This is a genomic window from Rhizobium sp. L43 (assembly GCF_002531725.1).
Lineage (GTDB): Bacteria > Pseudomonadota > Alphaproteobacteria > Rhizobiales > Rhizobiaceae > Rhizobium.
Genome location: NZ_NWSQ01000042.1, coordinates 1 through 13347, shown reverse-complemented (window position 1 = coordinate 13347; position 13347 = coordinate 1). Strand labels below are relative to the sequence as shown.

Genomic DNA, 13347 nt, shown 5'->3' with positions numbered 1-13347 from the left:
CCATGTTCCGATTTATCCATTCAAGCGACCTCCATCTTGGCAAGCGCTTCGGCAATTTCTCGGGCGACTTGCCCAGTCGATTGCGCGAGGCAAGACACGCAGTCATCGCGCGGCTCGCTCAGCACGCCCGCGAACAAGGCGCCACCACTATCCTGCTCGCGGGCGACACATTCGACACCGAAACGCCTGCGCCGGATGTGCGAAGACAGGCTCTCACGGAGATGCAGAACCACGCCCCGATCCGATGGGTAATTCTGCCCGGCAACCACGATTCGCTACAGGCAACGCAGCTTTGGACGACGCTGATTGCAGAAGTGCCGGAAAATGTCGTGCTCGCGGTCGAGCCTCGGCCGGTCGAATTGGCGAGGGACGTTTTTCTATTGCCTGCCCCTTGCACCACACGCCGTCCTGGCCGGGATTTGACTGAATGGATGGATGGCGAAGCAACGCCAGAGGGGACGCTTCGCGTCGGGCTTGCCCATGGCGCAATTCAGAGTTTCTCCGAGGAGGCAATCGCCTCGGATGTTATTGCGGTGGACCGGGCACGGCGAGCCGGACTTGACTATCTTGCGCTTGGCGATTGGCACGGCGCGGTCGAGATCGATCAGCGAACCCATTACAGCGGTACCCCTGAACCCGACCGTTTCAAACACCAACGTCCAGGCACCGCGTTGCTTGTTAGCATTGCCGGCCCCTCCGCCCAGCCCGAGGTAACGCCGCTACCGATGGAGAGCTTTACATGGCGCAGGCTGGATCTTCACCTTCTCGAAGGCGACGAACCCGTCTCGGCCTTAGAAGCGCTCCTGCCGGATTCCAGGCATCGAAGGATGACCCTCGCCCGCGTGGCGGCGACAGGTCGCAGTCGTCTGGCGGCACGAGCAGCGTTGGCGGGTGCGGCCGAGAGACTTTTGCCGGATTTCGCATTCCTCGAGTTGGATGACATGGGTATTGTCACGGAGTACGAGGTCGAAGACCTTGACCACATAGATCGCGGAGGCGCACTTCGCGAGGCCGCGAATGCGTTGCGTGCCGAGGGGGACGACGAGAGTCGCGCATCGTCTGAACGTGAGATCGCACGGGCGGCGCTGGTGCGCCTTTATTCTTACGCACAGGCGATCACACCATGAAGATCTCGGCACTACGCTTGTTCAATGTGAAGCGGTTTGCCGGTCGTGGTGTTGCCATTGACGGTATTGGCGATGGCGTGAACGTCCTTTGCGCTGCCAACGAGTTTGGCAAGTCGACCAGCTTTGAAGCGCTGCACGCACTCTTTTTCCAACCACATTCTGGTACTCCCGCCGATGTTCAGAGATTGCGGCCCTACAGTGGTGGCAATCCACTGCTCGAAGCCGACTGTTGGTTTCCACGCGGAACTGAGCCGGTTTTTCCACCGAGAAGTGAGCCACCTCTGAGTATGGTTTTCTGATCAGGGTTTGGTCAAGGGATTGGTTTTTTCTCCTTTCCTCTGTGCTGCGGCAGCCGAGCTGGCTTTGAATCGGAAGCTGTCGTTGCCGGTTTCCAGGATATGACAACGATGGGTCAGGCGGTCGAGCAGAGCGGTCGTCATCTTGGCGTCCCCAAAGACGGTGGCCCACTCGCTGAAGCTGAGGTTGGTGGTAATGATGACGCTGGTGCGTTCATAAAGCTTGCTCAGCAGATGGAAGAGCAGCGCTCCGCCTGAGGCACTGAACGGAAGGTATCCGAGTTCATCGAGGATCAGCAGATCGAGGCGAACCAGCGTCTCAGCGATCTGGCCCGCCTTGCCTTTGGCCTTCTCCTGCTCGAGCGCATTGACCAATTCTATGGTCGAGAAGAAGCGAACTTTTCGGCGATGATGCTCAATCGCCTGGACTGCGAGGGCGGTCGCGACATGTGTTTTTCCTGTGCCCGGTCCGCCGACAAGCACAATATTATGCGCTCCGTCCATGAACTCGCATCGGTGCAACTGGCGCACCGTCGCTTCGTTGATCTCGCTGGCGGCGAAGTCGAACCCGGAGATGTCCTTGTAGGCTGGGAAGCGAGCAGCCTTCATGTGATAGGCGATGGAACGGACCTCGCGCTCGGCCATCTCGGCCTTCAGCAACTGGGACAGGATCGGCACGGCCGCATCGAAAGCCGGGGCTCCTTGCTCGATCAGGTCAGTGACAGCCTGGGCCATGCCATACATCTTCAGGCTACGCAGCATGATGACGACTGCGGCGCTGGCAGGATCATGACGCATGGCGACCTCCGATCCGGACGCGCAGACCATCGTAGCGCTCGACATTGGCCTTGGGTTCGTGAAGCAAGGTCAACGCGTGTGGCGTATCGATATCGGGGCCATCGGTCGTCTTGCCGTCGATCAGCCGATGCAGCAGGTTCAGCACATGCGTCTTCGTCGCTACGCCCGCATCCAGAGCCAGTTCCACAGCCCTGACGACGACCTGTTCGTCGTGATGAAGAACGAGAGCAAGGATATCGACCATCTCACGATCACCGCCAGGGCGGCGAAGCATCTGGTCCTGCAGCCGTCGAAAGGCCAACGGCAATTCCAGGAAGGGCGCACCATTGCGCAGGGCACCAGGTTTGCGTTGGATGACCGCAAGGTAATGCCGCCAGTCGTAAATCGTTCGCGGCGGTTTGTCGTGACTCCTCTCAATAACCCGCGCATGCTCGCATAGGATATTGCCCTCGGCCGCAACGACCAGCCGCTCCGGATAAATCCGCAGGCTGACGGGCCGGTTAGCAAACGACGCGGGCACGCTGTAGCGGTTCCGCTCGAAGGTAATCAGGCAAGTCGGCGAGACGCGCTTGCTCTGTTCGACAAAGCCATCGAAAGCGGCAGGTAATGCCATCAGAGCAGCCTGCTCGGCGACCCAGATGTCCGCAATCGTGCCGGGCAAAGTGCCGTGCTGGGTCTCGCGCCACAGGTCTTGGCAATGCTGTTCCAGCCATGCGTTCAACGCCAATAAATCCGGGAAGTCCGGCATCTGTTGCCACAGCCGCGGTCGGGCATCCTGGACGTTTTTCTCGACCTGACCCTTCTCCCAACCCGCGGCGGGATTGCAGAACTCAGGCGCAAAGACGTAGTGGTTCGTCATTGCCAGGAAACGGATATTGACCTGTCGCTCCTTGCCGCGGCCAACACGGTCGACTGCAGTCTTCATGTTATCGTAGATGCCGCGACTAGGCACACCGCCGAACACGCGGAAGCCGTGCCAATGAGCGTCAAAGAGCATCTCGTGGGTTTGCAGCAGGTAGGCCCTGATCAGAAAAGCTCGGCTGTGCGATAGCTTGATGTGGGCGACCTGAAGCTTCGTGCGTTCGCCGCCGATCACGGCATAGTCCTCACTCCAATCAAATTGGAATGCCTCGCCAGCGCGGAAAGACAGCGGAACGAATATGCCGCGGCCCGATATCTGCTGCTCAATCCGCCACTCACGGGCGAAGGCGGCGACCCGGCCGTAGGACCCGGTAAAGCCCAGAGCCATCAGATCGGCATGAAGTTGCTTCAGCGTTCGGCGCTGCTTGCGTGACCTCCCGGCCTCGGTCTTCAGCCAGCCAGCGAGTTTGTCGGCGAACGGATCAAGCTTGCTTGGTCGTTCCGGTACCGTGAACTTCGGCTCGATCGTGCCGGCGCTCAAATACTTCGCGATCGTATTGCGCGACAATCCGGTTCGTCGGCTGATCTCGCGGATCGACTGCTTCTCCCGAAGCGCCATCCGACGGATGATATTTAAAAGTCCCATGTGGATCACTCCGTTGCCCCCGTCGCTCACCGCGTTGGGGGAAGGTTCACATGGCTCAATTCTCAATGGAAATTATGCGCCTAACCGGCTCAGTTCTGCGTGGAAACCAACAGCTCATACTGAGCGTACGCATCCAGCATCATTTGCGTATACTCGCTCGTGCTGGAGGTTAGCTCGCCCAATCTCGGCCAGGCGAAGGGTATCGCGGAGCACATCGATTCGAGTTCAACCTCGATTCCCAGTTGTGCCGCTACAATAAAGGCCTGAACGGGCCGCTTGTCGTGCGGCCACAAATCCTCCTCAAGTGCGATCCAGACGTCATTTTCGTCTTCGACACTGATCTCAGCCTGAAGTGCGCCTAGCTTTTCGCTGATGTTGGTGGCGTCATCAAGCAAGGCGCATCGGATGAGAAGAGTGATCTTCTCTTCATTCAGGTCGAGTTTGGGTCTGTCATCGACAACCCGGAAATCGGGCTTGTCACTGTCCACCGCCCCGTCCGTTCTTACCGACGGAAGAGACTCACCACCATCATCACACCAGAACGCCGTGTCAAAGATGTCGAGAGGAGATGCCCCACACCCCGGGCAATGCCAGAGGTTTTGAGCGATCTGAGTACCGATAATTTTTCTACCGCAATGCAAGCAGAACCACATGTCTGACTCGCCGCCCCAAAGTGGGTGGCGAACCACCCCGTCGAGGTCAGGCTTTGTGGAGCGTCGGGGCCAGTCGGTGGAGATTTCTCCACGAACCTGGACAGCCCGATCTCTCGCCAGATCAAGTGCTTTTTGAAGGAATTCCGGGTCAAACACCGGGCATCGCTCATCATTTTCGATAGATGTCTGGATGATCGGTGCCGCGCCAGGGTTCTCAGGCACCTTTATACTCCATCCGGCTCCCGCCATAACGACGTCGTGGAAAATCACCTGAAGACGGTATGCATGATCTCCAATCATGCCATGTTCGGCCTGTTCGAGGTTTGCGAACCGCCGGGTCATTGCTTCGGGATGTCCGGTCTGAAAATCTTCCGTCGGAAGAGCATGTGCCACGAAGGCTTCTATGCTCGCCATCTGTTTGGAACTGGGTATCCAATCATTCTTGCTGGCGGAAGCGAGTTTGGTCCAGTTGGCGAATCCCAGTTTCCCCGCAACCAAGTCAAGAGCTTGGTGTAGCGTGATTCTCTTGGCCCGCGCGTATCGTTTAGCAAGAAGCTTGAGGCTAAGTTTTGTTGCTTTGGTCATATCGATATCCTGAAATGATCCGACCATGTGCCCGCTAATGGCCAGACCATGCCTGTTGGCACGGATTGACACTTCAGGAATGAAACGCTGACATAGCTTTGCGTGGCGGGCACACCGGCCCGCGTGTAGGGCCATGTTTTGTATGCCAAGCATGGCGATGTCGGTCAAGCCGACCCGTATTTTCCCACAGCGATTTCGCATGGCACGCGCGCGCTAACGGTGTGGCAAACCGGACCTCGATACCGCATGGCTTCAGCGAGGGCCGAAAACGCCGGCCAAGGCGGTGAGGTCGCGATTAGGCGTCAACTGGCGGGCAGGTCGCAGATTCACATCCCGTCAAGAACTGCCGCTGCCTCATCGGCGTTTCGCTCGCGCCGCCAGATGCAATGAAACGAACAGGTTGAGCGGTGCGACTTTGCGAAATCATTACCCCGGTGAATGGCACAAAATTTCATGCCGGCCTCGCTTTGCGCAACTCAAATTGCCCTTGCAACGTAAGCAAGAAAATGTGCAAGTATAAGTCGTCTGCTTTGTCTCGGAATCACTATAGAAATGCTTCAAGAAGAAAATCAAAATGCTCACGTGGGGAGTGAACAGCTCGCTATCGCTCTGGATGCTATCGACAGGCGATTTAATATGCTCCGTCGCCCACGGCGCTCGCTCGTAGTCGGTACGCGATCAATTGGGGCTCTTGACGCGTACTTGCGGGGTGTCAGCGGAAATCTAACAAGCGAAAGGATCACGATCCGCAACGTCGTCCGATTCGGTATCGCCCTGCAAAATGATGAGCCTGATGATGTGATCATCGGCATACTGTCGCGCTTCTCTGTCCTGAGTTTTTATCCCGAAATTGTGGCTTTCTGTTGTGGTACCGAGGCTGCGGCAACATTGGGCCTCAAGATCGAGTCTGAAATCGATCTTCATGCGGTAGCTCCGCCACATCTGCCATTGAATGAGACCATGCGCATACGGAACATGATCGCTCAACGTCTGTCGAGCATGGGTATTTCGTTGCCTGTCGACATCGAAGATCTACGTACCCTCAATTTCCGCGTGGCCAAAGTCAGAGGAAAAAAGCCATTCGATTTCGAGGAGCTCAGCAACTTCCTCGGCGCGGTCCAACAGAGCGTTTGGCCGTATTTCTTCGCTGACGCCTTTCGCTTATTGCGAGCAATGTTCAAGCACGACCTCAGCCTGTCGCTCGCGTCACTCGATGAGACTCATCGGGTCTGTCACGCTTGCGGACTGGAAATTTTCTTCTCGCAGATGCTGATGGTACGCGCCCTATCCGGCCATGCCGCCGAACAAGCCTATCTAATTCAGAACCAAGCGCGCTACGGTGACGCGCGCCTGCCTCGAAAGCTGATCGTCTGGGTTCGTCAGACCCTTTCTGGCCGAAGAGCGACGATCGCCATTGAGGATGTGCAATCCTATTCCCAGCCCCTGGCAAGACTCATCGGAGCGATAGTCTACGTGCTTGCCTCTGATGAGGAACACGCTTTTCTAAAAAGGCTTGCGGCAGCCTATGAGGTAGATGAGGCACTGCCCGACTTCTTGAACTGGCAGTCGCTAGGGCCTCTCCTGGACAAGACCGCTGGCATCAACCTGCCGCATCTCGTGTTCATGTCAACATTGGCTTCATCCGATCGCGTTGTCGCACGCTATCCCTTCCTCTTTCATAGCTATTGGGTCGGTGGAGCGACGGCGGACCTAGAAAGCTATGCGATGTTTGTTCGGGGACGCTCGAAAGAGTCGGGCCTCGGTGATTTCCTGACTAGCCTTGCCACCCTGCCACCGAAGGCGAGGGCAAAGACGTTCAAACACCTCTTTTCTCCCACAGTCATCGAGCGGCTAGCGAGCCTCCTGACGACCCCGATCACAAAGCGTCTGGGCCTGTCAGAAGGTGCAGACGAATTTAAGTCTCTCCATGCCCAACTTGCGATCTTGGATTTTGTCGAGACACATCGCGTTCTTAGTCCTGAGTTCGTCCATCAACGTCGCGAAGATATCCGCAAGTTCATGCGGTTCCTAAAATATTCGACCCATAAGAGTGGCGGCATGATACGCATTGATCCGCTCGACGTCGAGAACGAGCTGCTGCGGTTCCTTGCGACCAGCGGCGACGAATATCTAGGCATTTACTACGGCGTTAACGAAAGCGCAGATGTTATTCTTGAAATTGTATCGCAACAGTTAGCACAGCTCGTCACCCGATACATCTGCTTCAACTCACGCGTTGCATTCGATTATGTGCTCAGCAACCGCTTGAGGCATGGTTGGTTGGAGCGGCGGTTGGAAAGGGCCGTGCTCGATGCTAAAAGCAGCGTGCGCTCGTCGATCCTCGATTGGGCAAATCTGCTCGATCAAGTAGACGCGGTGGTCAAACGGTTCAATTCGATAGAACTGACACTGTCAGAAAGTAGCCGATACTTCGAGGCGATCGCTAAAACAACTGCAGATTGGTTTCGTCGCGAGCTACCGAATGGTCGCGAAGCCCTCCGCGGTAATGCAATTTCGCGGCTGTCAACAGATCTGATCGCTCACCTTCATACGATGCTTGAGCACGCTCGTCAGCGTTGGAAATTTGATTATAAAGAAGATGTGCTGGTCCTCTGTAACGACAGCGCGCGCGAAGTGGACGAAAAAGATCGGCCGGTCGTCCAAGACCATCTGCTTGCAAATTTCGACGCGGCGTTTACTGAGACGGAGCGCTGGATCCGTGTCAACTCCCGTGAACTCAACCATCAATCCGACGTTCAGCTAAGATCGCTCATCGAATTCGAGGCGCGTACCATCGCGGTCAATGATCCCCCCGAAAACGGGATCACCTTCGAAGTTTATGATGGTGACGCTCACGGCCGACGCCGGCATGGTTTCGACGTGTTGATCCCCGCTAAATATGTCGGGGTCCTAACGACACTGGCCGATATTGCCATACAAAACGCGATCGACAAAAGTGGTTTGCGGCACAGCACTCTCATTAATATCATCGTATCTTTCAGCTCTGCACGGGTTCAGCTGAGCTTCACGAACACTTTTCGGAAATCCGAGCTCTCGCGTATCAAGCGCAACATTGCCCATGCGCAACAGATTTTGACCAAAGCCAATCTGATGAACAGCGGCGAGTTGCTCGCCAGCCGACGGATCGAAGGTGGAGGAGGGCTCATCAAGGTGATTTACGAATGCCGCGAGACTTTTGAAAAAGGATTCAATATCGAGGTCAGCGAAGATCTGCTGTCGGATGGATGGTTTTGCGTCAAGGCGGATTTACCGATCGTTGCGGCCAAGCTGGTGCCGCCCGATGCCGTTCCGGAGCGATCGTCATGAAGATACTCGTGGTGGAGGACAACGACCTCAAATATCGGCGCCTGCTGGAGGTATTGACTTCATGCGGTTTTGCTAGCGAGAATGTCACTCGATCTAAGAATCAGCGATCGGCGCTAATCAATCTGCGGCTGCACCATGATTTGGTGCTGCTCGACATGACGTTCGAGGTCCTGGAAAACAAGAGCCAAACTGCAACGCTGCAAGCGCTTGCGGGGCTTCAGGTCATGCAGTACATGCGGCGCACTGGGCTGCAAACTCCCACGATCGTCGTTACCCAACATTCCAGTTTTCAGCAGCCAGGGACCCCTGTCATCCCGGATATCGAGACGTTGGACACCGTCCTGAAAACCAACTTTCCTGGACTATATCGCGGTTACGTTTTCATGACGGAAACGAACAACTGGCGGGAAGTCCTCATCAGTCATTTGAGGCCCCTAAATGGATAAGCTTAGCATTCTCATTGTTGAGGATCAGAACAGTAAATACGAGGACGTTTGCAAGAAACTCGTCGAGCGCTTTCGCCAGGAAAGTCTCCCAGAGCCGGCCATCTGTCGCGCGGCGAGCCATACCGGCGCGGTGCTGGCACTCGGTGAGAACAAGCATTTTGATATTATCGTTCTTGATCTGAAAATACCATTCGTCGACAACGACAATATGCCCAGTTTCGAAGCCTCGAAAGCGTTCCTTCACTACCTTCGCAGCAATCCGACAGCCCAACCTTTCCGGGTTCTGGCCTTAACGTCCTTCGAGGAGAGCGAGCTTCCGGATCTGCAGGCAACCGACGCGACGGTCACGGTGCAGCAGTATAAGGCGATGGACGACAGTTGGCTCGACCGCCTTATTGAGGAACTGCGATATATCTCGAAGGCGAAGACGGCCTTGATGCGGTACTATAACTCAACGTACGATCTTGATGTGTTGATCGTTGTGGCTCGCTACGAAAACGAATTCGCGCCAATTAACGAGGCCATTGAGTGGCTTGCCCCGCCGACCAGTGATGCGCGGCTCGGCAAACGGATGAATGTGTTTGGCAAAGTCAGCTACGGCGCGACAACTCGGAGGGTTGGCCTCATCTGTATTCAAGAGACGGGGCTTTCAACGAGTGCCGCCCTCGTTGGTAACGTGATTGCTTTCTTAAGGCCCAAAACGCTGCTGATGCTCGGAATGTGCTGCGGTCTCAACGACTTGAGCTCGCCACGCAAATCGATGCTCGGCGACGTCATAGTGGCTGACGAGACGGCCTGTTGGGACGAAGGGAAATACTCCGAGGAGTTGGTTCGCGATGACCCTTTCTATAATCGGTCCGTCGTTCGCACGCCCGAACATAGCTTTAGAAACCATCTTAAAGCATACTTTGAAACGAACGCATTGGCGCTCGATAGTGCGCTCTTGTCGGCGAGCAAGCCCTTCAAAAAAACGGCTGCAAAGTGTGACGAACCGGTCGCCGCCAATCCGACCGTCTACTGCGGTCTGATGTTGTCCGGATCGAGTGTCGTCGATAGCGTCCGTCAGATTGCAACAATCCGCAGCCGGTTCCCGTCAGCAATTGGCTTGGAGATGGAAGCCCACTCGATCTATGCGGCGGTCGATGCGACAGTTGGCCCTAAACCGGGTGCTGTCGTCATCAAAGGCGTTGCCGATCATGGACAAGGTAAGAAGAACAAGCAGGCGCAAAAGTGGGCCTCGACCTTGTCATACGTGGTCGCCCGCGAATATTTGGTTTGGGACGACTGCCAATCGAGCTAAGAGGGCGGTTTGTGTTCCTCTCCAACAGTCTCGCCAAACGTGATCAAAGACGGATTACGTCGTGCACCGAAAAATCACGTAACGGGTGTTCCGCTCCCGCGTTGCCCTGACTGCCCAAATCTGTGATTGGCTTCCATGGACGAGCGACGGGAGTTTCTCCATTAAGAGTACATTGGCGGTTCTAACAACCAAGAAATCTGGACGTGAGGTCACGGGCACCGACGGGACGAGGTCAAAGGCAGAGATCGTTTCCAAGAGCCTTCGGCCGACGTGATGGTGAATGAGGTCGCACAGCGGCATGGCGTGAAGCCGAACCAACTGTCGACTTGGCGAACGATGGCGCGGCAGGGCAGGTTGATCCTGCCTGCACCCGAGGATGCGGTGGAGTTCGCCTCGGTCGATCCGCCCGCTTCGGAGTCGCCAATCAAGAAAGCCAGCGGTCCCGAGATTTGTTGGCTCTGTCACGATCCGTACGGAACAAGGCGCGTCTGCTGCCCGGATCGCCAGGGCGGTGCGAACAGGCCGCTGATGTTCAAAGGTCAATAGTGCGGCGACTAACAGTTCCAGCTTTTCGAAGTCTGCAACGGGTTATACCGCTCGAAACACCGACTGCGGCAGCTTCGATGACCAGCCAAGGTGCTGTCGACAGCACCTTCCTTTCGCGATAGTGCATGCCCCCCGCTCCGGATTTCCCGCTGAGATCTGTACGATGCGCGGAAAGTCATCCAAAAGAATGAGGTCTCGCATGCGTCAGACTTCTTCCCGACGCTCGGTTCCTGACCCCGAGGGACCGATATTTGTTCTAGCGGCTGAGTGTTTAGTTCCCACATCGCCGGCACCGCCAGAGCTTTCGAGACTAGAGCTTGTTGCCATGCTGTTCACGGTCTGGGCCAAGAGGATCGCATAATGGATCGTCGGGAACACCAATTCACCGGACACGCCGATGGGCGGTACTGTGAAGGGAACTACGCCGGCAAGCGCGCCTCGGCATAATGGTCGGCGGCCTCTTCCAGCACCTCTTCTGCCCACTGGTTCAGACTCTTTCCCGAAAGCTCAGCAGCAAGAGCTGCTCGGCGATGGACTTCGGGAGCGACACGAAACATCATCTTCCCAGAATAGGGTCGCTGAGGCTCTTTGCCGATTTTCCTGCAGGTCTCGAGGTAGTCATCGACTGCCTCATGGAAGGCTTTCTTGAGTTCAGTGACACTGTCACCGTGAAAGCCGATTACATCGGAGATACCTGCAATCCTGCCGAAAAACACATCGTCCTCAGCGTCGAATTCGATGCGAGCGTGATATCCGTTATAGGTCATGATGTTCATGGCGTTACTCCAATCTGCATCAGGAACTCGCGAGCATCGCGCACCTGATAACGCTTTGCTTCCTTGTCCGGATGAGGTCGATGGAAGCTCGCAATGATCTCGTCTTTTTCAAACTTAACGCGGGAACCGTTCCCCTCAATGACGTCGGCTCCGGCAGCCACAAGCAGATTCTCTATAGCGGCCCATTCAATGGTTCCCGAGACCGGGTCCGTGAAGACCGCCGCGAGAGTCTTTCTCTGCTTGCTGTTCATGCTAGCAAATATAGAGACGCTTGCTGATTATGCAAGCACAAACTCAACAGCCTCTTGAATTCATCCCAAAGGTCGTACCGGGGGGCGTGGTGGGGCAATAATCGCGGGTCGGCAGTTCGTATCCCTTCAAGGCGTCCATTGGGCACCCTCGCCCAACTCATTTCTATGGCTGCGGGATCTGCGACGAATGTCTGGCACCATGACTGCCGGCGGCAAAACACCTCCACCGATTCTGGCGACGTTCGAAGACGCGCTTGCGAAAAGCTCGGAGGAGGGGAAACGGACCTGGCTCTATGCGAGGAGCTTAGCGGAACCGATATCGTCAGCTTCAACCCCGGCACGGGAACACTGCGTCTCGACCACAATGCCGAAAAACGCACAGAATTTCATATTGCATTGCAACATGCGCATGGCTGCACTGCGATCTGAGCGCTGGCGGTCGGGGCAGCCTCTGGTATTTTCAGATCATCGAAGCGATGCACCTCCTCCCGCAAAGCTTCGTGTTTCAGGCGACCCATTCCTCCTCCCAAGGGGCGCCTGACGGAATAGCGGCACTCCTCCTCCCAGCCGTTGTTCAATTCTTTCGAAAAGCCTGCCGCACCTCCTCCCGCGGCAGGCTTTTTTCGTTTTCCGATACAATCAAGCTCTGAGTTCCGGCGTTAAAGCAAACCGCCCTGTTCCACCGGCTCTCCGGATGTCGAGACGATCGTGGATCCATACGGCTCGCGTGAGGAAATAATTAGCGCGTCGTCCGGTAGAGGCCGTGCGAGATTCTTGGCCTCATCCCAAGGCGCCCGCATCCAGGTGTCGGTCTCTTCCTTCGTCAGCAGCAGGACCGGCATGGCCTTCTCATGGATCGGCTCCACCAGTCTGTTGGGATCCGTGGTCAAAAACCCATAAAGGTCGTCGGTTGTCAGGCCATCCCTGACTTTTCGGACACTCTGCCATTGCGGCACATGGATGCCAGCGAAAAACATCAGCGACTTTTGCTCATCGCGGGCGAACCAGGCATTTGGCACCTTACCACCTTCCGCTTGGCTGGCCGGATCCGGTTCCGCGAAACTGGTGACCGGGACGAGACATCTATTTTCGACGCCGAACCATCGCTTCCTATGCGGAAAATTGAGCTTGCGCACATTGGTCGTGCCGCGGTCGGCCTCTATGCGGATCAGCTCTTCGAAATCGAATGGCTTGCCCTTGGCCGCAAGTCCGTGGCTTTGGCCGTCTTCTCGAGCGCGAAGCGCGGGGAGGGCAGTCCCCAGCGCGCATGGACCAGTTGTTTCTTCCCGTCCGCGGTATTGCGGACGATCGGCCCCATCTGATCGATTTCTCCCAATCCTTGGCGAGACGGCGGCAGCGTCCAAGCCAGGCGAAAGTCCTTTCCACCACCCATCTCTTGGGCAGGACGACGAAGCCCTTGGCGTGATCCGAACGCTTGACGATTTCGATCGTCCAGTCACCATGGCCGCACATTGCTCGCCTCAACTTGGCTCCGGCGTAGCCACCATCGGCGAAGATGTGGCGCAGCCACGGAAAACGGCGGCGGATCGCCTTGAGGACATGGGGTGCGCCGTCGCGATCCTGTATGTCGGCAGCATGGATGAACACGAAGATCAGAAATCCAAGCGTATAGGTGACAATCTGACGCTTGCGGCCCTTAATCTTCTTGCCTGCATCATAGCCGGATATTCCGCCGCTTTCCGTGGTCTTGACGCTTTGGCTGTCGATAATCCCT

Annotated in this window: 9 protein-coding genes and 3 pseudogenes; 5 read left to right on the top strand and 7 right to left on the bottom strand. The window is 56.3% G+C overall.

Translation table 11 applies throughout. The features are described from left to right. The first annotated feature begins 2 nt into the window (after window positions 1-2). Window positions 3-1127 carry a DNA repair exonuclease gene (locus tag CO667_RS32155; RefSeq protein ID WP_096771489.1) on the top strand — a complete coding sequence of 375 codons (1125 nt, stop codon included), beginning with the start codon at window positions 3-5 and terminating at the stop codon, window positions 1125-1127. Beyond that, window positions 1124-1354: pseudogene (locus CO667_RS32150) on the top strand (AAA family ATPase); the annotation flags it as partial. The gene CO667_RS32155 and the pseudogene CO667_RS32150, both read left to right, overlap by 4 nt. Window positions 1355-1426: 72 nt before the next feature. Here the strand turns inward: CO667_RS32150 and istB are convergent. The 3 genes from istB to CO667_RS35135 form a co-directional block, all read right to left on the bottom strand. Then, on the bottom strand, window positions 1427-2221 hold the full coding sequence (gene istB, locus CO667_RS32145; RefSeq protein ID WP_054186382.1) for an IS21-like element helper ATPase IstB: 795 nt from the start codon (window positions 2219-2221) through the stop codon (window positions 1427-1429). Continuing rightward, window positions 2211-3728: an IS21 family transposase gene (istA, locus tag CO667_RS32140; RefSeq protein WP_128715576.1), complete on the bottom strand. Its 1518-nt coding sequence runs from the start codon at window positions 3726-3728 to the stop codon at window positions 2211-2213. Before istA ends, istB begins: the two co-directional genes overlap by 11 nt. Before the next feature lie 89 nt (window positions 3729-3817). Then, window positions 3818-5134, bottom strand: a complete 1317-nt coding sequence (locus CO667_RS35135; RefSeq protein ID WP_245424587.1) for a hypothetical protein — start codon at window positions 5132-5134, stop codon at window positions 3818-3820. Window positions 5135-5518: 384 nt separating this feature from the next. On the opposite strand from CO667_RS35135, the gene CO667_RS32125 reads away from it, so the two are divergent. The 3 genes from CO667_RS32125 to CO667_RS32115 are packed head-to-tail and all read left to right on the top strand — an operon-like array spanning window position 5519 to window position 10039. Further along, window positions 5519-8293 carry a hypothetical protein gene (locus tag CO667_RS32125; RefSeq protein ID WP_096771488.1) on the top strand — a complete coding sequence of 925 codons (2775 nt, stop codon included), beginning with the start codon at window positions 5519-5521 and terminating at the stop codon, window positions 8291-8293. Next, complete coding sequence (locus CO667_RS32120; protein WP_096771487.1) at window positions 8290-8739, top strand: response regulator; 450 nt, start codon at window positions 8290-8292, stop codon at window positions 8737-8739. Before CO667_RS32125 ends, CO667_RS32120 begins: the two co-directional genes overlap by 4 nt. Continuing rightward, a complete protein-coding gene (locus CO667_RS32115) occupies window positions 8732-10039 on the top strand; it encodes a hypothetical protein (protein ID WP_096771486.1) in 1308 nt (435 codons plus the stop codon). The genes CO667_RS32120 and CO667_RS32115 overlap by 8 nt, the downstream gene beginning before the upstream one ends. A gap of 965 nt (window positions 10040-11004) precedes the next feature. Here the strand turns inward: CO667_RS32115 and CO667_RS32100 are convergent. From CO667_RS32100 to CO667_RS32085, 4 genes and pseudogenes are all read right to left on the bottom strand, one after another. Then, the gene (locus CO667_RS32100) at window positions 11005-11361 is read right to left on the bottom strand and encodes a type II toxin-antitoxin system HicB family antitoxin (RefSeq protein WP_096771484.1); all 357 of its coding nucleotides are present in this window, start codon (window positions 11359-11361) and stop codon (window positions 11005-11007) included. After that, window positions 11358-11612: a type II toxin-antitoxin system HicA family toxin gene (locus CO667_RS32095; protein WP_096771483.1), complete on the bottom strand. Its 255-nt coding sequence runs from the start codon at window positions 11610-11612 to the stop codon at window positions 11358-11360. The genes CO667_RS32100 and CO667_RS32095 overlap by 4 nt, the downstream gene beginning before the upstream one ends. 659 nt (window positions 11613-12271) lie before the next feature. Then, window positions 12272-12936 (bottom strand): annotated as a pseudogene (locus tag CO667_RS32090) (SOS response-associated peptidase); the annotation flags it as partial. Continuing rightward, window positions 12933-13347 (bottom strand): annotated as a pseudogene (locus CO667_RS32085) (IS5 family transposase); the annotation flags it as partial. The pseudogenes CO667_RS32085 and CO667_RS32090, both read right to left, overlap by 4 nt.

Coding starts and splice junctions, on each gene's coding strand:
- CO667_RS32155 (WP_096771489.1), top strand. CDS start 3: ATGTTCCGATTTATCCATTCAAGCGACCTCCATCTTGGCAAGCGCTTC.
- istB (WP_054186382.1), bottom strand. CDS start 2,221: ATGCGTCATGATCCTGCCAGCGCCGCAGTCGTCATCATGCTGCGTAGC.
- istA (WP_128715576.1), bottom strand. CDS start 3,728: ATGGGACTTTTAAATATCATCCGTCGGATGGCGCTTCGGGAGAAGCAG.
- CO667_RS32125 (WP_096771488.1), top strand. CDS start 5,519: ATGCTTCAAGAAGAAAATCAAAATGCTCACGTGGGGAGTGAACAGCTC.
- CO667_RS32120 (WP_096771487.1), top strand. CDS start 8,290: ATGAAGATACTCGTGGTGGAGGACAACGACCTCAAATATCGGCGCCTG.
- CO667_RS32115 (WP_096771486.1), top strand. CDS start 8,732: ATGGATAAGCTTAGCATTCTCATTGTTGAGGATCAGAACAGTAAATAC.
- CO667_RS32100 (WP_096771484.1), bottom strand. CDS start 11,361: ATGAACATCATGACCTATAACGGATATCACGCTCGCATCGAATTCGAC.
- CO667_RS32095 (WP_096771483.1), bottom strand. CDS start 11,612: ATGAACAGCAAGCAGAGAAAGACTCTCGCGGCGGTCTTCACGGACCCG.